The sequence below is a fragment of the Arthrobacter livingstonensis genome, from assembly GCF_003219815.1.
GTDB lineage: Bacteria > Actinomycetota > Actinomycetes > Actinomycetales > Micrococcaceae > Specibacter > Specibacter livingstonensis.
This window is the reverse complement of the sequence record NZ_QJVD01000023.1, coordinates 1-20803: the sequence shown is the minus strand read 5'-3', so window position 1 is coordinate 20803 and position 20803 is coordinate 1. Positions and strand designations below refer to the sequence as shown.

22 protein-coding genes, 1 tRNA gene and 1 riboswitch are annotated in these 20803 nt (G+C 65.4%); of the genes, 9 read left to right on the top strand and 14 right to left on the bottom strand.

Going from position 1 to position 20803, the window contains the following annotated elements; genetic code table 11:
- Positions 1–228: 228 nt before the first annotated feature.
- The 4 genes from CVV68_RS17695 to CVV68_RS17680 all read right to left on the bottom strand — a co-directional run bounded on the left by CVV68_RS17695 (position 229) and on the right by CVV68_RS17680 (position 5033).
- On the bottom strand, positions 229–1761 hold the full coding sequence (locus CVV68_RS17695) for a UDP-N-acetylglucosamine 1-carboxyvinyltransferase (RefSeq protein ID WP_110502326.1): 1533 nt from the start codon (positions 1759–1761) through the stop codon (positions 229–231).
- 262 nt (positions 1762–2023) lie between these two features.
- Positions 2024–2821 (bottom strand): energy-coupling factor transporter transmembrane component T family protein, encoded by a 798-nt coding sequence (locus tag CVV68_RS17690; protein ID WP_110502325.1) that lies wholly within the window; start codon positions 2819–2821, stop codon positions 2024–2026.
- Entirely contained in the window at positions 2818–4404 is a 1587-nt protein-coding gene (locus tag CVV68_RS17685) for an ABC transporter ATP-binding protein (RefSeq protein ID WP_110502324.1), read from the bottom strand. The genes CVV68_RS17690 and CVV68_RS17685 overlap by 4 nt, the downstream gene beginning before the upstream one ends.
- A gap of 2 nt (positions 4405–4406) precedes the next feature.
- The gene (locus CVV68_RS17680; RefSeq protein ID WP_110502323.1) at positions 4407–5033 is read right to left on the bottom strand and encodes an ECF transporter S component; all 627 of its coding nucleotides are present in this window, start codon (positions 5031–5033) and stop codon (positions 4407–4409) included.
- Positions 5034–5077: 44 nt separating this feature from the next.
- A riboswitch (TPP riboswitch) is annotated at positions 5078–5199 on the bottom strand.
- Between the two features lie 153 nt (positions 5200–5352).
- Between CVV68_RS17680 and CVV68_RS17675 the strand changes: the two genes are divergently transcribed.
- Positions 5353–5613 (top strand): DUF4235 domain-containing protein, encoded by a 261-nt coding sequence (locus CVV68_RS17675; protein ID WP_110502322.1) that lies wholly within the window; start codon positions 5353–5355, stop codon positions 5611–5613.
- Here CVV68_RS17675 and mnhG read toward each other — a convergent pair.
- The 6 genes from mnhG to CVV68_RS17645 are packed head-to-tail and all read right to left on the bottom strand — an operon-like array spanning position 5610 to position 11955.
- Positions 5610–5975, bottom strand: coding sequence for a monovalent cation/H(+) antiporter subunit G (mnhG, locus tag CVV68_RS17670; RefSeq protein WP_110502321.1), 366 nt, complete (start codon positions 5973–5975; stop codon positions 5610–5612). The genes CVV68_RS17675 and mnhG overlap by 4 nt on opposite strands.
- Entirely contained in the window at positions 5972–6238 is a 267-nt protein-coding gene (locus CVV68_RS17665) for an MrpF/PhaF family protein (RefSeq protein ID WP_110502371.1), read from the bottom strand. Before CVV68_RS17665 ends, mnhG begins: the two co-directional genes overlap by 4 nt.
- Before the next feature lie 5 nt (positions 6239–6243).
- On the bottom strand, positions 6244–6831 hold the full coding sequence (locus tag CVV68_RS17660) for a Na+/H+ antiporter subunit E (protein WP_110502320.1): 588 nt from the start codon (positions 6829–6831) through the stop codon (positions 6244–6246).
- Positions 6828–8456: a Na+/H+ antiporter subunit D gene (locus CVV68_RS17655; protein ID WP_110502319.1), complete on the bottom strand. Its 1629-nt coding sequence runs from the start codon at positions 8454–8456 to the stop codon at positions 6828–6830. Before CVV68_RS17655 ends, CVV68_RS17660 begins: the two co-directional genes overlap by 4 nt.
- Positions 8453–8965, bottom strand: coding sequence for a Na(+)/H(+) antiporter subunit C (locus tag CVV68_RS17650; protein WP_110502318.1), 513 nt, complete (start codon positions 8963–8965; stop codon positions 8453–8455). The genes CVV68_RS17655 and CVV68_RS17650 overlap by 4 nt, the downstream gene beginning before the upstream one ends.
- Positions 8962–11955: a Na+/H+ antiporter subunit A gene (locus tag CVV68_RS17645; RefSeq protein ID WP_110502317.1), complete on the bottom strand. Its 2994-nt coding sequence runs from the start codon at positions 11953–11955 to the stop codon at positions 8962–8964. Before CVV68_RS17645 ends, CVV68_RS17650 begins: the two co-directional genes overlap by 4 nt.
- A 198-nt stretch (positions 11956–12153) precedes the next feature.
- Between CVV68_RS17645 and CVV68_RS17640 the strand changes: the two genes are divergently transcribed.
- Positions 12154–13479, top strand: coding sequence for an MFS transporter (locus tag CVV68_RS17640; RefSeq protein ID WP_245933624.1), 1326 nt, complete (start codon positions 12154–12156; stop codon positions 13477–13479).
- 35 nt (positions 13480–13514) lie between these two features.
- Here CVV68_RS17640 and dcd read toward each other — a convergent pair whose 3' ends face one another.
- On the bottom strand, positions 13515–14090 hold the full coding sequence (gene dcd / locus CVV68_RS17635) for a dCTP deaminase (RefSeq protein ID WP_110502315.1): 576 nt from the start codon (positions 14088–14090) through the stop codon (positions 13515–13517).
- 133 nt (positions 14091–14223) lie between these two features.
- On the opposite strand from dcd, the gene CVV68_RS17630 reads away from it, so the two are divergent.
- The 6 genes from CVV68_RS17630 (at position 14224) to CVV68_RS17610 (ending at position 17955) form a co-directional block, all read left to right on the top strand.
- On the top strand, positions 14224–14709 hold the full coding sequence (locus tag CVV68_RS17630) for a cation:proton antiporter regulatory subunit (protein WP_110502314.1): 486 nt from the start codon (positions 14224–14226) through the stop codon (positions 14707–14709).
- Between the two features lie 7 nt (positions 14710–14716).
- Positions 14717–15910, top strand: a complete 1194-nt coding sequence (locus CVV68_RS17625; RefSeq protein ID WP_110502313.1) for a cation:proton antiporter — start codon at positions 14717–14719, stop codon at positions 15908–15910.
- A 124-nt stretch (positions 15911–16034) separates the two neighbouring features.
- Positions 16035–16328 (top strand): SHOCT domain-containing protein, encoded by a 294-nt coding sequence (locus CVV68_RS17620; RefSeq protein WP_110502312.1) that lies wholly within the window; start codon positions 16035–16037, stop codon positions 16326–16328.
- A gap of 107 nt (positions 16329–16435) precedes the next feature.
- Positions 16436–16506, top strand: a tRNA-Gly gene (locus CVV68_RS17615).
- A 142-nt stretch (positions 16507–16648) separates the two neighbouring features.
- Positions 16649–16783 carry a hypothetical protein gene (locus CVV68_RS24665; RefSeq protein ID WP_281268300.1) on the top strand — a complete coding sequence of 45 codons (135 nt, stop codon included), beginning with the start codon at positions 16649–16651 and terminating at the stop codon, positions 16781–16783.
- Positions 16780–17955, top strand: coding sequence for a N(5)-(carboxyethyl)ornithine synthase (locus CVV68_RS17610; RefSeq protein ID WP_110502311.1), 1176 nt, complete (start codon positions 16780–16782; stop codon positions 17953–17955). Before CVV68_RS24665 ends, CVV68_RS17610 begins: the two co-directional genes overlap by 4 nt.
- 21 nt (positions 17956–17976) lie before the next feature.
- Here CVV68_RS17610 and CVV68_RS17605 read toward each other — a convergent pair whose 3' ends face one another.
- Positions 17977–18390 (bottom strand): VOC family protein, encoded by a 414-nt coding sequence (locus CVV68_RS17605; RefSeq protein ID WP_110502310.1) that lies wholly within the window; start codon positions 18388–18390, stop codon positions 17977–17979.
- 33 nt (positions 18391–18423) lie between these two features.
- The gene (locus CVV68_RS17600) at positions 18424–18717 is read right to left on the bottom strand and encodes a ribbon-helix-helix protein, CopG family (protein WP_110502309.1); all 294 of its coding nucleotides are present in this window, start codon (positions 18715–18717) and stop codon (positions 18424–18426) included.
- Between the two features lie 163 nt (positions 18718–18880).
- On the opposite strand from CVV68_RS17600, the gene CVV68_RS17595 reads away from it, so the two are divergent.
- Complete coding sequence (locus CVV68_RS17595; protein WP_110502308.1) at positions 18881–19336, top strand: very short patch repair endonuclease; 456 nt, start codon at positions 18881–18883, stop codon at positions 19334–19336.
- Positions 19337–19585: 249 nt separating this feature from the next.
- On the opposite strand, the gene CVV68_RS17590 is transcribed toward CVV68_RS17595, so the two are convergent.
- A complete protein-coding gene (locus CVV68_RS17590; protein ID WP_110502370.1) occupies positions 19586–20632 on the bottom strand; it encodes a fatty acid desaturase family protein in 1047 nt (348 codons plus the stop codon).
- Positions 20633–20803 lie beyond the last annotated feature (171 nt).

Genomic DNA, 20803 nt, shown 5'->3' with positions numbered 1-20803 from the left:
AACCGAGGGTAAGAGAGCTGGCGAGGGACCCGCTGCGGGGGCCCACTGCCGCGAGGGCCCCGCTGCGAGCTTGCGAGCAGTGGGAACGGCCGGGGACTTGCGAGCAGTGGGAACGGCCGGGGACTTGCGAGCAGTGGGAACGGCCGGGGACTTGCGAGCAGTGGGAGGCAGCAAACGGGGAGGTGGCCTTCCAGGGGAAGGTGACCGGCCGCCGTCGTACTTTGGCGCTTAGTCCTGGAAGTACTCGATTTCCGCGCCAATGGTGTTCAGGCGCTCGGCCAGGTCCTCGTAGCCGCGCTCGATGACGTAAATGTTGCGCAGCTCGGACGTGCCCTTGGCGGCAAGCATGGCCAGCAGGATGCAGGCGGCGGGGCGGAGTGCCGGCGGGCAGCCGATCTCGGCCGCGCGCCACGCCGTGGGGCCCTTGATGTCGATCCGGTGCGGGTCCAGCAGCCGCACCCCGGCGCCGAGCCGGTTCAGCTCGGTGAGATAGATGGCGCGGCCCTCGTACACCCAGTCGTGGATGAGCGTGGTGCCCTCGGCGCAGGAGGCGATGACGGCGAAGAACGGCAGGTTGTCGATGTTCAGCCCCGGGAACGGCATGGGGTGGATCTTGTCGGGCGAGGCATGCAGCTCCGAGGGCAGCGTGGTGATGTCCACCAGGCGGGTCTTGCCGTTGCGGGCCGTGTATTCGGCTGATTTCAGGTAGCGGAAGCCCATCTGCTCGAGCACCTTGAGTTCAATTTCCATGAACTCGATGGGCACGCGCGTGACGGTGACTTCCGACTTGGTAACGATGCCCGCGGTGATCAGGCTCATGGCCTCAATGGGGTCCTCGGACGGCGCGTATTCAATGTCCACGTCGATGCGGGACTTGCCGCGGATGGTCAGCGTGGTGGAGCCGATGCCCTCCACCTGCACGCCCAGTTCCTGCAGGTAGAAGCACAGGTCCTGCACCATGTAGTTCGGGCTCGCATTGCGGATCACGGTGGTGCCAACACGGTGCGCGGCGGCCATGATGGCGTTTTCGGTGACAGTGTCGCCGCGTTCGGTCAGGACAAACGTGCGGTCTTCGGCGTCGCTGACGGGTGCCTGCACCTGGTAAAAACCGGCGTGGGCGGTGACGGCCAGGCCAAACTCACGCAGGGCCTGCATGTGGGGCTCCACCGTGCGGGTGCCAAGGTCGCAGCCGCCGGCGTAGGGGATGCGGTAAACGTCCTGTTGGTCCAGCAGCGGGCCCAGCAGCATGATGACGGAACGGGTGCGCTTGGCCGCGTCAATGTCCATGGCGGCCAGGTCCAGCGTGGCGGGGCGGCGGATCTGCAGGTCGTTGGCGTTGAGCCATTCACACTCGACGCCAATGCTGGTGAGCAACTCCACGATGCGGTTGACCTCTTCAATGCGGGCCAGGCGGCGCAACGTGGTGGTGCCGCGGTTCAGGAGGCTGGCGCACAGCAGCGCGACGCCGGCGTTCTTGCTGGAGTTGACCTCCACGCTGCCGGAGAGCTCACGGCCGCCGTGCACGCGCAGGTGGGTCACCACGTTCTTGGGGATGCCACCCACATTGACGATGCGTTTGCCCAGCAGGGATTCCATGCGCTGGATCATCTTCAAGCTAAGGTTTTGCTTGCCCTGTTCCATGCGCGCCACGGCGCTTTGGCTGGTGCCCAATTGCGCCGCGAGTTGCAGCTGGGTCCATCCCCGGTCATTGCGCGCATCCCGGACCAATACACCTACGGTTTCTGCAGCCACTTGAGTCATAGCACTTTTATATCATGAGAAGCATATATCATCGGTATTTAGTGACTTACACGCTAATAATGGCGCCATGGTTGTGAAATTAACCACCCTGTGCGATAAATCGCATGCGGGGCGGGCGTTCCCGCCTCACCAAGGCTACTCCTGCCCACCCGGGGGTGGGTCTCCGCCACGCAAGCTTCCCCGGCGAGGTAGCGGGTCGGTGCCGAGACCGGCGAACATGTGGCCGGGTTTCGACACGGACCCGCTACGCAGGCGGCAGGGTTTAGCCCAGCACCGGGTTCCAGCTCCCCAGGACGACGGCGGCTGCCACCGACACCGCGGCGATCACCAGTCCCCCAGCCGCCACCCAGACATCACGGCCGGTGAACGTGGATTCCCGGGCCCACGTGCGCGGCCCGGCACCAAAGCCCTTGGCCTCCATGGTGACCGCCAGCCGCGACGCCCGGCGGATGGCCTGGACCAGCAGGGCCATGGCCTGTCCCAGCGAGGCCTTCAACCCGCTGAAGAAGCCCGGTTCCCCACCCACGCCGCGGGCGCGCCGCGCCATGCCCAGCGTCTGCCACTCCGCCACCAGCAGCCCCACCAGGCGCATGGCGGCGAGCGCGCCCAGCACAAAGCGGTGCGGGAGGCGCAGTTTTTGCGCCAGCGCGTCGGCCAGGTCCGTGGGATCGGTGCTGGCCAGCACAATGATGCCCGGGAGCGCAATGGCCAGCCCGCGCAGCGCAATCGCCACACCGGCCACCACCGACCCGGAGGTAAACGTCAGTGGACCCACGGCCAGGAGCATCTCCCCGGTTTTGGGGGCCAGCAGGGCCGTGCCATAGCCCCCCACCACGGCGGCCATCAAGATCGGCCAGCCGCGCCGCAGCAATGTGCCGGCAGCCAGGCCGGCGAGGGGCAGCAGCGCAAGTTCCAGCACCAGCGCCACCGTGGCCGACACCCAGTCAACGCTGACCAGCAGGACAAGGGTGATGGCCATGCCGGCACCCAGCTTGGCCAACGGATTGGCCCGGGACAGCCATGCGCGTGAGCGCGGCTGCGCCAAAATGTCTACACTCATCGCCGCACCGCCTTGGCCGGGGCGGCAGGGTGCGCAGTACCCGCGGAGCGGTCACCATCTCCAACTTCAACAGTGTCACCCAGCACCAGCCTGTCTCCGCCCAGCACCGTGGTGAACGCCGCGTCGTGAGTCACGGACACCACGGCCGTGCCGGCGTCGAGCAGTTCGGTCAGCAGCGAGGCCAGCTCTGCCCAGGTGTTCGCGTCCTGGCCGAACGTGGGTTCATCCAGGACCAGCACCTGCGGGCTGGCGGCCAGCACCGTGGCCACGGACAGCCGCCGTTTTTCCCCGCCGGACAAGGTAAACGGGTTGGCGTCGGCCACGTGGTCCAGCCGCAGCCGGGTCAGCAGTTCCTCCACTTTTTCCCCGCCCTGGCCCAACAGCCGCGGGGCAAACAACAGCTCGTCCCGCACGCTTCCGGTCACAAATTGGTGCTCCGGCTCCTGGAAGACAGTGCCGATCCGGCTGATCAGCTCCCTTCCGCGCCATTTCAGTGGCGCACTGCCGGCACCGCGGGCCAAGGGCTCGTTCGCGTGGAGGCGTCCCCCCACGGCAGGCAGGAGTCCCGCCAGTGTCAGTGCCAGCGTCGACTTCCCTGCACCGTTGGGCCCGGTCACGCTGAGCACCTGTCCGGCGGATATCCGCACCGAGGGCACGACGGCGGCCGGCACCGCCGGGTGCCCGCGCCGGCTTTTCTGCCGGGAGACGGCAAGATCCTCCGCCTCCAGCAGCAGGCGGGAACCGGCGTCGCCCGAGGGGAGGGACGTGCGCGGGCGCACGGCGGGCACGTGCCCGGGCACCCACACCCCGGCCGCCATCAACAATCCGCCGGCCTGGGCAAGCACCGCGGCGGGAGGGCCGTCCAGCAGCACTCCGCCGGGCTCCCCTGCGGCCGTGGGGGCCAGCACCACAATCCTGTCCACCACGTCGAGCCAGACCGATACGCGGTGTTCCACGACGACCAGTGTGGCGCCCGTTTCATCCAGGCTGCGCCGCACGGCGTCGCGCACGTCCACCACGCCGGCCGGGTCGAGATTCGCGGTGGGCTCGTCGAGGAGCAACAGGCCGGGCCGCATGGCGAGCATGCCGGCGAGGCCAAGGCGCTGCTTTTGCCCGCCGGACAGAGCGGAGCTGGGGTGGTCCAGCGGCAGCGCCAGGCCGACGGCGTCGAGCGCGGCGGGCACGCGGCGCCAGATTTCCTCCCGCGGCACGGCGAGGTTTTCGGCACCAAAGGCAACGTCATCGCCGATGCGCGAGAGCACCACCTGCGAGTCGGGATCCTGCTGCATGAGCCCGGTCCGGCCGCGTGCCTGCGCCACGGGCGCGCCGTCGATAAGGAGGGAGCCAAACTCGTCGGCGTCTTCATCGGCGCCCAGCACCCCCGCCAGCGCGTGCAGCAGCGTCGACTTTCCGGCGCCCGAGGGCCCCAGCAGCAGCACGCGTTCGCCCGGCTCGATCGCAAGGTTGAGATCGTGGATGGCCTTGGCGGCGCGGCCCGAATGCTGCCAGCCCCACCCCTTGGCGCTGATCCGCGCCGGGGCAACGCCAACGTCGCCGGCTGAGGACCGGCCTGCGGAGCCCATCCCTACACCAGCGGTTCGGCGGCCGCGCCGCGGGAGGGCAGGTTGGCCAGTGCGCCGGTGCGGGCAAGTCCGCGCACGGCCAGCCAGGACAGCAGGCCGGCAATGACGGCGCCTGAAACGGCGGCCAGGACAATGTAGACCAGCTTCCATCCCAGCGCCCAGGCCACGTTGTAGACCAGGGAGTCGTTCAGGCCCAAGGCCACGCCGGACAGCGCCCCGGCCAGCAGCGCCACCGGCAGCGTAAACCTGCGGTAGCGGAACAGCGCAAAGACGGCTTCGGCGCCGAGCCCCTGAACCAGGCCGGACAACAGCACGGTGAAGCCGAAGTGGGTGCCCAGCAGGCCTTCCACAATGGCGGCGACCAGTTCGCAGTACAGGGCCGCGCCGGGCTTGCGGATCACCAGGGCGCCGAGGACGCCGGCAATCAGCCAGCCGCCGCCGTAGAGGGCAGCGGCGGGCGGGAAGGCGACGGTGACGGCGGCGATGATGCCGTATCCGGCAGACCACAGCCAGAAGATCACGCCCACGGCCACGGCCAGCACGGATGCCACCACGATGTCCACCACGCGCCAGGTGGTTTTGGGGGCTGCCTTGGAATTTGCGGAACTGCCCGCGACAAACTTACTCATGTTTCCTCCTTTGCAGGAGGGGCGGCTGGCGGTATTTCCGCGCAGCCGAAGAGAACTCGACTCCCTTCGCCGGTACTAGCCGGAGCAGGTTCGAGGGTCTGCGGTGAACCGCACTCTCAGCGCCATGTTCCAAGGTTTGGAACACGACGCTCCCCTGTCGTGTTGAATTGCGGCTTCAGTCTACCCGCGCCGACACGCCGCGGCGAATGCCGATTCGGCACAAAAGTCACGGGCACTTGTTAGCTGCTCCCGCCGACCCGTTAGGCTGGCAGGGAAGCAACTGCCACGGCGGGCCCGCCGCATACCAAGGAGTGTATTTGTGAATATCGTGTTCAAGCTGCTCGGCACGGGCGTGAGCCTGGGTGCCGGGTTCGTTGCCAGCAAGATCGTGGACAGCGCCTGGGAAAAGAGCACCGGGAACAAGCCGCCCAAGGACGGTGCCGACCTGGAAAACAGCCTGCGCTCGGCGCTCACGTTCGCCCTCGTGTCCTCCGCCGTCGCCGCCATCATCCAGGTACTGGCCGGGCGCACCGCGCAAAAGGCGATCGCCCGCTTCAACCAGCACCCCGAAGAGGTCTAGCGCGGATCCGGCTCGCTGCCCTCCACCACAGCGTCCACCACGTCGTTGAGTTCGTCCGCGCTGAGCAGTTCCGGGCGGCGGTGCTTGGTGCGGTACCCGGCACGGCCCACCATGTGCGCGGACACCGGCACCGTCAGCAGCTGGAACAGCCACGCAACAATTAATGGCGGCACCAGCGGCCATGCGCGTAGCTGCAGCCCGATGGCCGCCAACATCAAGAACAGGCCCAGCACCTGCGGCTTCGTTGCCGCGTGCATCCGGCTCATCAAGTCGGGGAACCGCAACAGGCCAATGGCGGCGGCCAAGCTCATCAGTGCGCCGCCCAGCAGGCAAATGGCGGTCAGGACGTCAATCACGCTCATGCCTCCTCCTTCCGGTGTGCGACAAACCTGGCCACCGTGACGGAGCCGATGAAGCCGATCACGCTCATCACCACCAGCAGTGCCAGGTTGTCCGTGTGCCGGTTTATGGCCATTTCCGTGGCCAGCGCCGCACCAAAGATGGCCAGCAAAACGTCGGCGGCAATCACGCGGTCCAACAGGGAGGGTCCCGCGGCAATGCGGTAGATCGTCCCGGCCGCCGCCAGTGTAAGCACGACGGCGACAATCACCCCTACAACTTCCAAACCTGTCACTGTGCCTCCTTGGGCAGTTCGCGGTGACCTGCCCCCTCAACGTTCAACGCGGCCATCTCTTCCCGGCTGCCCATGATGCGGATCAGCCGGGCCTCAATGTCGCGGATCCCCCCGCGGACCTTTTCCACACTTTCCGGAGTTGGCGCGTTCATGGCGTGAACGTACAGGGTTGAGCAGCCTCGGTCCACCTCCACCACCAGGGAGCCCGGAATCAGGGACAGCACGTGCCCCACGGCCGTCATGATCAAATCGGACTTGCTGCGCAGCGGTACCGCGACGACAGCATTGCGGATCCGGGGCCCCTTCATGACGGCCCAAAACAGCACCTGGAAGCTGGCCACGGTGACCTCCCTGAGGAACCACAGCGCAAACCACAGTGCCCGGAGCACGTTGAAGCGGCCGCTCAGTTCAATGGGCGGCAGGTACAACACCCGGGACACGCCGATGGCGATCAGCAGCCCAAACACCAGGTTACCCGGGCTGAAGTCCTGCCACAGCGCACCCCACACCACCACCGGCCACACCAGCAGCGGCACCTTCTGCCAGGCGCCGTGTCGTTTTCCGGTACCCGTCGCCCGGCTCACGGCTGCCCCGCCCCGGCGCCCAGCACGGCCTCAATGTACGGGGTGCGGGCCAGCATGCCCTCGGCGGCGTGTTGGCTGAGGTCAAACAACGGTCCGGCAAAAACACTCAGGGCCACGCCCAGGGCCACCAGCCCCATGGTGGAGTAAACCATCGTTTTTGGCAGGATGGGGATTTCGTTCTCGCCCGAGAACCGGCCCTCGGTGGCGTCCACGTGCTTGCTGGTGCGCAGGGCACGCATGCTGCTCACGCCCGAGGCATCCGGCGCGGTGGCAAGCAGCACGGGGTCAGGATCCTCGGCGTCGGCCGTGGTGCGCCAAAACGCGCGGTTCCACACGCGCGCCATGACCAGCAGCGTCAGCAGGCTGGCCGCCACACCGCCCACCACGAGAGCGTAGGCCAGCGGGGAGCCGTCGGCCACACCGGCCTCCAGCAGCCCGAGTTTGCCAAGGAACCCGGAGAACGGCGGGATACCGGCCAGGTTCATGGCAGGGATGAAATAGAGCACGGCCAGGACGGGGGAAAGCTTGGCCAGCCCGCCCAGCCGCGTGAGGGCCGACGTCCCGCCGCGGCGTTCCACCAGCCCCGTCACCATGAACAAGCTGGTTTGGATGGTGATGTGGTGGATGACGTAGAAGATGGTGGCGGCCAGGCCCAGCACCGAGGATAGTGCGACGCCGAAGATCATGTACCCGATGTGGCTCACCAGGGTAAACGAGAGCATGCGCTTGATGTCGGTCTGGGCCACGGCGCCCAGGATTCCCACGATCATGGTCAGCAGGGCCACCCACAGCAAAACCGAATTAAAATGGTCCGTGGGGAACAGCAGCGTTTCGGTACGGATGATCGCGTAGACGCCCACCTTGGTGAGCAGCCCGGCGAACACCGCCGTCACGGGGGCAGGCGCCGTGGGGTAGGAGTCGGGCAGCCAGAAGGAGAGCGGGAAGACGGCCGCCTTGATGCCGAACGCCACCAGCAGCAGCACGTGCAGCAGGTGCTGGGTGCCCGGGTCCAGGGCGCCGAGTTTGACGGCCAGGTCAGCCAGCGTCACCGTCCCGGTGGCGCCGTAGATCATGGCGATGGCGATCAGGAACAACAGCGAGGACACCACGCTGACCACCACGTAGGTGATGCCGGCCCGGATGCGCGAGCCCGTGCCACCGAGCGTCATCAGCACATAACTGGCCGTCAGCAGGATTTCAAAGCCCACGTACAGGTTGAACAGGTCCCCTGCCAGGAACGCGTTGGACACGCCCGCCACCAGGATCAGGTAGGTCGGGTGGAAAACGGACACAGGCCCGCTTTCCTCATCGTCGGCCGCGCCCTGCCCGGATGCGTAGATCAGCACCGAGAGGCTGACGGCGGAGGAAATCACCAGCAGCAGCGAGGAAAACTGGTCCGCCACCATGACGATGCCGAACGGTGGCGCCCAGCCGCCCAGGTGCACGGCGACGGGCCCGGCGGTCCACACAAAGGCCAGCAGCCAGACCTCCAGTCCGAGTGTGAGGGCAAGGGTGCCAATGCTGAAACGGCGCTGGGCACGGGGGTGGCGGATGAGCACAAACGCCAGCGCCGCTCCCAGCATGGGAAGGGCGACGGCGAGCGGTGCCAGGGATGCCACACTCATGCGTTGTCCGTCCGTTCGGGGTGGGGGCCGGGACGCACGGTTTTCTTCAACGTCACCCCGGGAATCATCTCGCGGCTGGCCGCGGGGTGGTCGTTTTCGTGGAAATCGGAAACTTCGACGGCGATCTCGGAATCTTCCTCCGCATCGAAGAGGTCCTGCGTTGCCACGCGGCGGTCCTCACGGTCGTCCTGGATGTGGTCGGCACGGCTGAGCAGCCACGACCGGTAGATCAGGCTGAGCATGAACGCCGTGACGGCAAAGGAAATCACGATGGACGTCAGGATGAACGCCTGCGGCAGCGGATCGTTGAATTCCGCTGCGGGAATGTCCTTGTTGAAGATCGGCGCCAGTCCGGCATAGCCGCCGGTGGCCAGCAGCAGCAGGTTTACGGCGTTGGCCAGCAGCATCAGTCCCAGCAGCACCCGGGTCAGGCTGCGCTCGAGCAGCAGGTAGATGCCAATGGCAAACAGCACGCCCATCACCAGCAGCAGTGTCAGGTTCACGCTCACCGGGCCACCTCCAGCGGCTCGTCGTCTTCAATCATGGTGATGGCACCGATTCCGTTTTCTTCATGCTGGTCAATTTCAGAGCCGAGGCTGCGCAGCACATCGATGACCAGCCCGACCACCACCAGGTAAACGCCGATGTCAAAGAGCGTGGAAGTGACGAACTTGACGTGCCCAAACACCGGCAGATCAAAGGTGAGGATGGCACTTTGGAAGACTTCCCCGCCGAAGAACAGCGGTGCAATGCCCGTCAGTGCCGCGGCCGCCAGTCCCACACCGAGGAGGGTTCCGGCGGAGACCCGGGTGGCCTCGGCCAGTTCAAAGCGGCCGCCGGCCAGGTAGCGTATCGTCAGCGCCAGCCCCGCCACGAGCCCTCCGGCAAAGCCGCCGCCGGTGCCGTTGTGGCCGGCCAGCAGCAGGTAGATGGACAGCACGATAATGCTGTGGAACACCAGGCGGGTGACCACCTCAAAGATGACGGAACGCCGCTCCGGGGCCAGGGTGCGCCCGGCCACCAGCCAGGGGTTGGCGGGCACAACGGCAAAGCGCTTGGCAAGTTCAACGACGGGACTCGGAACCCGCCCCGGCTCGCCAACGCGGCCTATGCTGCCGGGCGCCACCGTCTCGGCCCGGGCCAGGCGCTGTCCGCGGCCCCGGACAAAGATCAGGCTGGCCACGCCAGTGGCGGCGATGGCCAGGACGGAAATCTCCCCGAAGGTGTCCCATACGCGGATGTCCACCAAGGTCACGTTGACCACGTTGAGGCCGCCACCGCCCTCATAGGCCATCTTCGGCAGGCTCAAGCTGACGGGCGTGGCGATGCGCGATCCCATGGCAACAATGCCCACCACCACCATGAGTGCGCCAAACGCGGTGCCCAGGATGGCGCGCAGCACCTTATGTTCGCCCGCCCCACGCTCCGCCAGCCCCGGCGGAAGTGAACGCAGGGCCAACACAAACGCCACCAGGATGATGGTTTCCACCAGCATTTGGGTCAACGCCAGGTCGGGGGCACCCTGCAGGGCGAAAATCAAGGCCATTCCATAACCGGTCACCGAGACCATCAGCACGGCCATGAAGCGCCTTTTGGCGCCGGCCGCGCCAAAAGCGCCCACCAGCATCGCAATGCCGGCGATCACCTGGAACGGCGAGCCGGGGTCCACGAAGTATTTTTGCGCCGTCCAGCTTGGTTCGGTCCATACCAGCACCGCGCCGACTGACGCGATGGCCGTCGCCAGGATGACGGCCAGGTAGAAGAACAGGGAGCCGCGCTGGGTGCGGCCCGTAACCCAGATGGCCACCTGGTCAAGGACCACGATCAGCTGCCGGTACCCGCGCTCAAAGTCGATGCCCGTCCGCAGTTTCCCCTGCAGGGCTTCGAAACGGCCCCTCACCAGGAACAGGCCCAGGCCGCCGGCCACCACCACGCCACTCAAGGCCAGCGGCAGCGTGAACCCGTGCCATAGCGCCAGATGCAGTCCATGCGGGTCATCTGCCGGAAACAGTGCACTGTAGGGCGCGATCCACGCTTCCACGACGGGCGGGTACAGCCCATACGCCAAGGTCAGCGCGCTGAGCAGTGCCGGGGCGCCCAGGAACAGCCAGCCGACCGGCTTGAACGGCGTGGCGGCGGCCAGGCCCATGCCGGAGGGCTTGCTGGCAAAACCGCCCCACATGAAGCGGGCGGAGTAGGCGAACGTCAGGATGGAGCCCAGCACCATGACGGCCAGCACTGCCACGCCGATCATGTGTCCGGCAGAACCGTAACGGGCGTTGGCCTCGAAAGCGGCAAACACTGATTCCTTGGCGACAAAGCCGGCCAGCGGAGGCAGCCCGGCCATGGATGCGGCACCGATGAGGGCCACCACCCCGAGCTTCGGTGCCGAGCGGAACACGCCGGAGAGTTCGCGGATGTCGCGCGTGCCCGACTGGTGGTCAATGATGCCCACGACCAGGAACAGAGTGGCCTTGAACAAGCCGTGCGCCAGCACCATGGCCATGCCGGCCAGGGCGGCTTCCCTGCTGCCCAACCCCACCACGGTCATGATGAAGCCCAACTGGCTCACGGTGCCGTAGGCGAGGATGAGCTTGAGATCGTGCTGGCGCAGCGCCCGCCAGCCGCCGAGCAGCATGGTGGCCAGGCCCAGGACGGTGATGAGCACCTGCCAGTATTCGGTGCCGGAAAAGCCGGGCGCCAGGCGGGCCACCAGGTAGATGCCGGCCTTCACCATGGCCGCCGCGTGCAGGTACGCACTGACGGGGGTGGGCGCGGCCATGGCGCCGGGCAGCCAGAAGTGGAAGGGCAGCAGCGCCGACTTCGTCACGGCGCCCACCAGGATCAGGGCAATGCCAATGTCCAGCACCCTTCCGGGCGTTCCCTGGGCCGCCACCAGTTCCGGCGCCTTCGCCAGCACGCCGGAGATGCTGTACGTCCCGGCGCCCTCCCCCACCATGATCAGGCCCACCAGCATGGCCAGGCCACCAAAGGTGGTGACGATCAGCGCCTGCAGGGCGGCGCGACGGGCGGCAATGCGGGTGCGCGCGTAGCCAATGAGCAGGTAGGACAGAACCGTGGTCAATTCCCAGAACACAAAGAGCAGGATCAGGTTGTCAGCGGTGACCAGGCCAAACATGGTCCCGGCGAAAGCCAGCAGCTGCGCACCAAAGCCGCCCAGTCCGGCGTCGGCCGACTTGAAATAGCGGGTACAGTAGGCCAGCACGAGCGCGCCAACGCCCAGGACCAGCAGTGACATCAGCCAGGACAACTGGTCCATGCGGAAGGTGAGGTTGAGGTCGAGGGCAGGGACCCAGGGGATGTCCAGCGTGGGACTGGGCGCGGAATCGGAGTACACATTGCCGTATTGGGCCAATAACCAGACAAAGCTGGCGGCGGGAACGGCGGCGAGGACATAGAAAGCCGCACGGCCCCAGCGCGAAAACAAAATGGGCGCGAGCATGGCCACGATGAAATGTGCGCACAGGACAATCAACAAGGTGGCTCCGCAAGGTTCGGGCAGGACGAAAGAAGCGTTGGAGTTTGAAGTCGGTTCCCGACCGTCCCAGCCTACCAAGACGCATCAGATCTCCGGCGGCGGTGAGGCTTGTCCCGTAAGGATGTGCCGTCTCTCACACGAAGGGCCGTCCGCCGGATGTTCACCTGACGGACCCCGGGTGCCTATAGCATGTGCCCTATGACTGAGTACCCTCCGGCGGCCGCCTTCCCACCTGTCGACACGGCCAAGGCGCCCGGCACCCTGTGGCAGATTACTGCGTGGTCGCTGTGGGACTGGGGCGGCGCTGCCTTCAACTCGGTTATGACCACGTTTATCTTCACGGCGCTGTACCTGACCGGCGATGCCTTTGGCGGGGCCGACCACGCCACGGCCGTGCTGGCCTTGGCCATGTCCATTTCCGGCTTCGCCATCGCCCTGCTGGCCCCGGTTGCCGGGCAGCGTACCGACCACAGCGGGCGGCGGAAGCTGTGGCTGGGCATCAACACACTCATTGTCGCCCTGCTGACCGGGGCCTGCTTCTTTGTCCAGCCGCATGAATCGTACCTGCTGCTTGGCTGCATGCTCATTGCCGCCGGCCACGTGTTTTTTGAGATTGCCGGCGTGAACTACAACGCCATGATGCTGCAGATTTCCACGAAGCACACCATTGGCAAGATCAGCGGCTTTGGCTGGGCGGCCGGGTACCTCGGCGGCATCGTGGCCCTGCTGCTGGTGTACTTTGGGCTGATCAAGCCCGACGTCGGCGTCTTCGGCATCACCAGCGCCGACGGCATGACGTACCGTGCCGTCGCCGTGTTCTCGGCCTTGTGGATCATCATCTTTTCCATCCCGGTTCTCTTCGCCATCCCGGAAAGGAAGCCTGACCCCGCCATGCCGCGGGTGGGATTTTTCCGGTCCTACCTGGAACTGTTCCGCACGGTGGTCCGCCTGGGCCGGACCGAGCCGCACACGTTGTACTTTTTGATTTCGTCCGCGATTTTCCGGGACGGCCTTGCCGCCATCTTCACCTTTGGCGCGGTCCTGGCGGTGGGGTCCTTTGGTTTCAAGACCGGTGACGTGCTGATCTTCGCCATTGCCGGGAACGTGGTGGCCGCCCTCGGCGCCCTGTCCGCGGGTTTTTTCGATGACAGGTTCGGCCCCAAGGCCGTCATCGTCACCTCGCTTTGCGGGCTGCTGCTCTCCGGCGGCATGCTGCTGTTCCTGGACGGCAAGACGGCTTTTTGGGTCTTTGGCCTGATCCTGACGCTGTTTGTGGGCCCGGCGCAGTCGTCTGCACGGACGTTCATGGGCCGTCTGGCGCCTGAGGGGCAGGAGGGCGAGCTCTTTGGCTTGTATGCCACCACCGGCCGGGCCGTGTCCTTCCTGGCCCCACTGCTCTTTGGCTGGTGCATCGTGATCTTTGGCGCGCAAAAGTGGGGCATCATCGGCATTCTCGTGGTGTTGCTGGCCGGCCTGTTGCTCCTGCTGCCCGTCAAGGCCCCGGCCCACGCCGCCGCCCGTTGAGGAACCTCGGCCAAGGGAACCCGGACGCGGGACGCTTAGATCTTGGTGCGGTGGAAGTTCTGGAAGGACTTGGACGCCGTGGGGCCGCGCTGGCCCTGGTAGCGGTTGCCGTATTTCCCGGTGCCGTAGGCATGCTCGGCCGGCGAGGACAGCTGGAAGAAGCACAGCTGGCCGATCTTCATGCCGGGCCACAGCTTGATGGGCAGGGTGGCCACATTGGAGAGTTCCAGCGTGATGTGCCCGGAAAAGCCCGGATCGATAAAGCCGGCCGTGGAGTGCGTGAGCAAGCCCAAACGGCCCAGGGACGACTTTCCCTCAAGGCGGGCGGCCACATTGTCCGGCAACGTCACGGTCTCATACGTGGAGGCGAGCGCGAATTCGCCCGGGTGCAGGATGAAGGCCTCGTCCGGTTCAACCTCCACAAGGTGGGTCAGCTCGGGCTGCTCCTCCGCCGGATCAATGTGCGCGTAGCGGTGGTTGTCAAAGAGCCGGAAGTACCGGTCCATGCGCACGTCAACGCTTGACGGCTGCACCATGGCGGGATCGTAGGGGTCCAAGACAATGCGCTTGGCGTCGATTTCGGCTCGTATGTCGCGGTCTGAGATCAGCACCCTCTAAAAATAGCGCATGCGCCCCGCCCCTGGAGTCCGAATGCCGCAGGATCCGTCCGCGGGACTATATTGCGTGCCGCAGGCGTTGGAACATAACGTCAATAGCTTGCTGATGACGACTAAGGTAAGAGGCATGAATATTGAAGAGACCCCTCTTCCTGGCATAGGCGTCCGCCGGGAGGTCAGGCTCGCCACGGGCCGCAGGATCGGTGTTGTCACGCACCGCGACGGCCACACCGAGCTGATCCTCTCCCGCATGGACGACCCGGACGCCTGCGCCGCGTCCATCCCACTCAGCGCCGAGGAAGCTGCAGCGCTCGGTTCCCTTCTGGGTTCGGCCCAGCTCATCGCCCAGCTATCTGCCGAGCAGAAGGACGTCGCCGGAGTCACAACGCATCAGATCCTGCTCCGCCCGGGTTCGACGTACGCGGGACGCCCGCTGGGCGACACACAGATGCGCACACTGACCGGCACGTCCATCGTGGCACTGCTGCGCGGCGAGCAGGTCATTGGTTCCCCGCGCCCGGACCAGGTTCTGGAAGTCGGCGACATGGTGGTCATTGTCGGCACGGAGGCCGGTCTGGCGAAGGCAGCCCAGATCCTGCAATCCCGATCGTAGTGTCCTTGTGGATCCAACCACCCTCTCCCTCATCCAACTCGGCATTGTCTTCTTCGCGTTGGGCTTTTTGGGAAGGCTGGCCGGACGCATCGGCATGTCCCCTGTACCCCTCTATCTGCTGGGCGGGTTGGCCTTCGGCCATGGCGGACTGATTGACTTCGGCAGCATCAACGACTTCGCGCACATCGCCAGCGAAATCGGTGTGATTTTGCTGCTGCTCATGCTTGGCCTGGAATACACGGCCCGCGAATTGGTCACCGGTCTTCGCCAGTCATGGATGGCTGGCCTGCTGGACCTGGTGCTGAACATGGCACCCGGGGTTGCCATAGCATTCCTGCTGGGCTGGGGGCCCGTGGGTGCACTGGTCATGGCAGGGATCACCTACAGCTCCTCCTCCGGCATCATTGCCAAGGTCCTGGGCGACCTGGGCCGGCTCGGCAACCGGGAAACCCCGGTGGTTCTGGCCATCCTGGTGATCGAGGACCTCGCCATGGCCGCCTACCTGCCCATCCTGACCGCCGTCCTGTCCGGGGTGTCGTTCCTGGGCGGGCTGACCGCCGTCGGAATTTCACTGGCGGTCATCACGGCCGTGCTGCTCGGTGCGCTGCGGTACGGGCACATTGTCTCCAACGTGCTCGACAGCCCCGACCGGGAGTCGTTCCTTCTCAAGCTTTTGGGCTCCGCGCTGCTGGTGGCAGGACTGGCGTCGGCGCTGCAGGTCTCCGCAGCCGTGGGCGCGTTCCTGCTGGGCATCGCGATCTCCGGGGGGACCGCGACGAACGCCACCCGGGTGCTGGAGCCCTTGCGCGACCTCTTTGCCGCCATGTTCTTTGTGCTGTTCGGCCTAAACACCGACCCCCGCAGCATCCCTCCCGTGCTGGGCTTTGCACTGATCCTGGCCGTGGTCACTTCCGCGACCAAGGTGGCCACCGGCTGGTGGGCGGCCCGCCGGCAGGGCATCGCCATCTTGGGCCAGGCCCGTGCCGGTGCCGCGCTCATCGCCCGTGGCGAGTTTTCCATTGTCATCGCCGGGCTGGCCGTGGCCTCCGGTGCCGTACCGAAGGAACTGGCGGCCCTGGCCACCACTTATGTGCTGATCATGGCTGTCTTTGGCCCCATCGCCGCACGCTACGTGGAGCCGTTCGTCCGCCTGTTCCAAGGCAAAAAGTCCCCCGGGAAGGAACCCGAGGTCATCCTTTAGCCGCGTCGATTGGAGTACGACGGCGGGACGTGCCACCCGTCCTTGTTCCCCCCGGCGCTGTGGACCCGTAGGATAAAGGCATTCGCGGCCAACCCATCGAACCGCCACCCACGAAGAGTGCACCATGGCTTTTGGCAGACGCAACCGACCGTCACTTTTGCGCACCGCGGCAAGGACCGCCGTCGTGGCCGGAACCGCCACCGCTGCCAGCAATGCGGTGCACGCCAAGGCCGCCGGCCGGCAAGCGGCCGAGCAGCAGGCTCAGGCACCCTTGTCAGCCGCACCCGTAGCGGCCCCGGTGGGGGAAGCCACCGGTGAAGACCTGCTGTCCAAACTGGAGCGGCTCGCCGCCCTGCATGCCTCCGGCGCCTTGACGGATGCCGAATTTTCCACGGTGAAGGCCTCCATCATTGGCTGACGGATTTCACCGCTGGGCGTGCCTGTCCAAGGGTGCTCCCAACATCCGCTAGACTTTTGTTCGAAGCACACCGCCGGGGCCAAAATCCACGGCGGAGCGTGCCTTATGCGGGCGTAGCTCAATGGTAGAGCGCTAGCTTCCCAAGCTCGATACGCGGGTTCGATTCCCGTCGCCCGCTCCCCCAGACCAGTGCCCCTGCTGCTCAGAGCAGGGGCACTGCTTTTTTTGATAAGGTGGCTCGTTTATCAGCTTTGGCATTGACCCAGGACGTGTAAGGTCAGGGCTACGGGACCATCTTCGGTTCCACTTAGGGAGCTGACATGGGCGACAAATCACCACGGCAAACCGCTTCGAAGAAGTCGAGCAAGTCCATCAAGGAAAAGCGCGCCGACAAAAGGTCCGGCGAAGCAGGCGCGGCCATCGCGGACAAACCCACGCCCGCTAAGAAGAAATGATGGCCGCAAGTACCCCGCTGCGGCTCGGTGTCCTGGGGACCTCGCGCAAGCCGGATGAACGCCGCGCCCCCATCCACCCGGACCACTTTTCCAACATTGAACAGGAAATCCGCGACCGCATGGTGGTGGAGGAAGGCTATGGCGTGCAGTTTGGCGTATCCGACGCCGCCCTGGCTGCCCTGGTCGGCGCCGTGTCCCCGCGCGACGAAGTGATAGCGGGTGCCGACATCGTGCTTCTGCCCAAGCCGCTGGCCGCGGACCTCGCGGACCTGAAGGACGGACAGATCCTGTGGGGCTGGCCGCACTGTGTCCAGGACCGGGCACTTACCCAGCTGGCCATTGACAAGAAGCTGACGTTGATCGCCTTTGAGGCCATGAACCACTGGGGCTCCGACGGCGGCTTTGGCCTGCACGTTTTCCACAAAAACAACGAGCTGGCCGGGTACTCCTCGGTCATGCATTCGCTGTCCCTGATCGGCTCCACCGGCGACTACGGACGCCGACTCAAGGCCGTGGTGATCGGTTTCGGAGCCACCGCCCGCGGCGCCGTCACCGCCTTGAGGGCCCTGGGCATTTACGATGTGCAGGTGTTGACCCGCCGCAGCGTGGCCGCCGTGGCATCGCCCATCCACGCGGTCGAGATGGTGCAGTTCGAGTTTGCCCCCGAGCCGCCCTACCCCGGCTTCGTCATGCTCGACGACGGCGATGCGCCCCTGGCAACGTTCCTCGCCGAGGCGGACATTGTGGTCAACTGCACGCTGCAGGACCCGAATGCGCCCATGACGTACCTGACCGAGGCCGACCTGGCGGTTTTCCGGCCCGGCAGCCTGATAGTGGACGTCTCCTGCGACGAAGGCATGGGCTTTAGCTGGGCACGGAACACCACCTTCGTCGATCCCATGTTCACGGTGGGCGGGAACATCAACTACTACGCAGTGGACCACAGCCCGTCCTACCTGTGGAATTCCGCGACCTGGGAAATCAGCGAGGGCCTGCTGCCGTTCATCGAGCCCGTACTGGCCGGTCCGGCCGCGTGGCAGGAGAACGAGACCATCCGGCGCGCCATTGAAATCCAGGACGGAGTCATCGGCAACCCTGCCATTCTCCAATTCCAGCGCCGCCAGGAAAGCTACCCGCACCTTCCGCTGCCGGAGGCTGGTTTCGAAAGTTAGGCGGAAGGCCAGTCCGGCGGCTTAACCCGCAGCTTCGGGGCGCGTCGGCTCGTACAGTTCAACGAGGTTGCCGGAGGGGTCCTCAACCAGGACCTGCCGGCCTCCCACCCCGTTGACCACTCCCGTTCGGAACGCCACGCCTGCCTCGCGCAGCCGCGCAGCCTGCGCGGCAACGTCGTCCACCTGCAGGGAAATGCGATTCCAGCCGCCGGGCTGCGGCAGCGTGCCGTCGGCCATGGCCCGGCCGCCGCCTCCGGGTGCGCCGCTGGCGTCCGTGGCGCCTGGGGCGCTGAGCAGCAGCCGCAGGCCGCCGCGGGACAGCATGGCAAATCCGGTGGCGGGGTGCATCACCTCCGTGAAGCCCAGCTGGTGAACGTAAAAGCCGATGGCGGCATCGACGTCGTGCACTATGTAGCGGACGCTGGTCTGATCCATGGTTGCCTTCTCCTTGTTTGCGTAACTGTTCAGTCAGGCGGGCGGCTGCTGTTCGCCCTCGGCCGGTTCAGCGCCGGGGGTCCCGCCTTCGCCGTTCAATTGCGCCATCAGGGCACCAAAAACGGCCAACTCCGCCCGTTGCGTTTCATCCACGTCATGCGCCCAGTACCGGGATTCCAGCACCGGCAGCATGTTTAACAACGCCTCCCGAAGGTAGAAGCCGCGGGAGCGCTGGGTGCGTTCCACCAAGGCATCGAGGCGTGCATACAGCTCAGGTGGCAGCCGAACGGAGACCACTTCCCGCGATTGTTTCGGCAGGGCCGGCATGGTTCCCACTTTCGGTTGCGAACAAGCTTTCAGCTGCAAGGGCGTGTAAACAATGTTTACACGCACCCACAGCTGTTGTCCATGAAAAGCAGCGGGGCGTGTACCCGGGCTACTCGAGTTGGGGACGGGTTTGTCGCCCGTGGCCGCGCGTACCATGGACGCCATGGTTGATTCGTTGACTCGGGACCAGCGCCACAGGGTCATGGCGAACATCAAAGGCAAGGACACGAAACCGGAAATGACAGTCCGTCGCCTGCTTTTTGCGGAGGGTTACCGCTACCGGCTCCATGGCGCCGGGCTGCCTGGCAGGCCGGACATCGTGTTTGGAAGCCGCCGCAAGGCCATTTTTGTCAACGGCTGTTTTTGGCACTCGCATTCCTGCCCGAACGGCACTCGCAAGCCGCAAACCAATCCCGAGTTTTGGGAGGCCAAGCGGAGCCGCACGGTGGAACGCGACGCCAACGCGCTTACGCTCCTTCAGGAGTCCGGGTGGAGCACCTTCACCGTGTGGGAGTGCGAGCTCAAGACAGTCGGGGACGTGGCCGCTGCGCTATTCCGGTTTCTTGGACCGGCCCGCCATGCCCGTCCGCAAGCACCAGCATCGCCGCCGGGCCCATAAAGTATCACTAGTTTGGGTGTCAAATACCCTAAGCCACTAGTGTCCCGCGCCACGGCGTCATATGCTCATGTTTGGAAGTATTTTGCGTTAACGAAAGGGTGAGTTCATTGGGGGTGTCCAAGGGGGAATCGGTTCAAAACGAGGTGCGCCAACAGCATCTGTTGCGCACGCTGCGGAGGGCTTGGACACCGACAGGCTTCTGGCCGCATCAGGGTATCCGCCAAGGACCGGTGGCCGATGACGGGGCGGTCAGCGAAACTGGCGCACCAGCGGGCAGTCAAACGGATCCACAGCAGAGAGGCCTACCCGGTTGAGGTAGGCCACCACAATCGCGTAGGACTCCAGCAGTGAAGTTTCGGTAAACTCAATTCCGTTTCTGGCACACGCCTCGCGCACCAGCGCATTGCTGCGACGCAATTCCGGCCGGGCCATGTCGGGGAACAAGTGGTGTTCCACCTGGTGGTTCAATCCGCCCAGAAGCGTGTCGATGAAGAATCCGCCGCGAATGTTCCTGCTCGTCACCACCTGCCGGGTCAGGAAGTCAACGCGGCTTCCGGCCTCCAGAATGGGCATGCCCTTGTGGTTTGGTGCAAACGAGGCACCCATGTAGAAACCAAATACGCCCATCTGCACGCCCACGAACGCCAGCGCCATGCCCCACGGCAGCACCAGGAACAGCGCCGTGAGCAGGGCCCCAAACCGCAGCACCAACAGACCAATCTCGACGTAGCGGAAACGGACGCCGCGGCGGCCGAAAAGCGTCTTGGCCGAGTCCATGACCAGGCTGAAGCCAAGTAACAAGATCATCGGAAACAGCAGCGTTCCCTGATGCCGGGTGAAGGCAGCCGCCAAACCGCGCTTGGTGGCCGCGCCTTCCTCGTGAAATGCCACCACGCCCGTGTGGATGTCCGGGTCCTTGCCCTTCGTGTTGGGGTTTTGGTGGTGGGCCGTATGCTTCTTGACCCACATGGCATAGCTCATGCCCACCAGCAGCGGTCCTAAGATCCTGGCCGTCCAGTCATTGACGCGGCCGGAGGCAAAGATCTGGTGGTGCGCGGCCTCATGGGCCAGGAAGGCAAACTGGGTAAACAGCACGCCAAGCACCCCTGCAATCACCAGCTGGAACCAGGTTCGTCCCAGCAACACAAAGCCTGTACCGGCCGCTCCCAGAGCAATCAGCAGTATCGCGAACAGCAGGATGTAGAACGTACGACGGCGCCGCAGCAGCCCCGCTGTCCGTACTGTTTTCAACAGGGCTGAGTACGTTTCAATGACGGGGTTGATGGAGTTTGGCATGACCTGCACCTCGGATAGCTCTGCATTAGGTGGCCTTCCGGGGTCTGGGGCGCCACTCTAAGTTTATCTCTCTGCCGGTTACGCGGAAAGGGCGCGCGTTGACTCATCAAAGATGCCCGCGTAGCTGCTATCGAAGAATCATTTGGTAGTGCCCGCGTAGCGGCGCGTCTG

Coding starts and splice junctions, on each gene's coding strand:
- mnhG (WP_110502321.1), bottom strand. CDS start 5,975: ATGAGCGTGATTGACGTCCTGACCGCCATTTGCCTGCTGGGCGGCGCA.
- CVV68_RS17600 (WP_110502309.1), bottom strand. CDS start 18,717: ATGCCGGCCCTGCCGAAACAATCGCGGGAAGTGGTCTCCGTTCGGCTG.
- CVV68_RS17610 (WP_110502311.1), top strand. CDS start 16,780: ATGATGGCCGCAAGTACCCCGCTGCGGCTCGGTGTCCTGGGGACCTCG.
- CVV68_RS24665 (WP_281268300.1), top strand. CDS start 16,649: ATGGGCGACAAATCACCACGGCAAACCGCTTCGAAGAAGTCGAGCAAG.
- CVV68_RS17630 (WP_110502314.1), top strand. CDS start 14,224: ATGAATATTGAAGAGACCCCTCTTCCTGGCATAGGCGTCCGCCGGGAG.
- CVV68_RS17655 (WP_110502319.1), bottom strand. CDS start 8,456: ATGAGTGTGGCATCCCTGGCACCGCTCGCCGTCGCCCTTCCCATGCTG.
- CVV68_RS17620 (WP_110502312.1), top strand. CDS start 16,035: ATGGCTTTTGGCAGACGCAACCGACCGTCACTTTTGCGCACCGCGGCA.
- CVV68_RS17680 (WP_110502323.1), bottom strand. CDS start 5,033: ATGAGTAAGTTTGTCGCGGGCAGTTCCGCAAATTCCAAGGCAGCCCCC.
- CVV68_RS17640 (WP_245933624.1), top strand. CDS start 12,154: ATGACTGAGTACCCTCCGGCGGCCGCCTTCCCACCTGTCGACACGGCC.
- CVV68_RS17590 (WP_110502370.1), bottom strand. CDS start 20,632: ATGCCAAACTCCATCAACCCCGTCATTGAAACGTACTCAGCCCTGTTG.
- CVV68_RS17605 (WP_110502310.1), bottom strand. CDS start 18,390: ATGGATCAGACCAGCGTCCGCTACATAGTGCACGACGTCGATGCCGCC.
- CVV68_RS17690 (WP_110502325.1), bottom strand. CDS start 2,821: ATGAGTGTAGACATTTTGGCGCAGCCGCGCTCACGCGCATGGCTGTCC.
- CVV68_RS17595 (WP_110502308.1), top strand. CDS start 18,881: ATGGTTGATTCGTTGACTCGGGACCAGCGCCACAGGGTCATGGCGAAC.
- CVV68_RS17695 (WP_110502326.1), bottom strand. CDS start 1,761: ATGACTCAAGTGGCTGCAGAAACCGTAGGTGTATTGGTCCGGGATGCG.
- CVV68_RS17685 (WP_110502324.1), bottom strand. CDS start 4,404: ATGGGCTCCGCAGGCCGGTCCTCAGCCGGCGACGTTGGCGTTGCCCCG.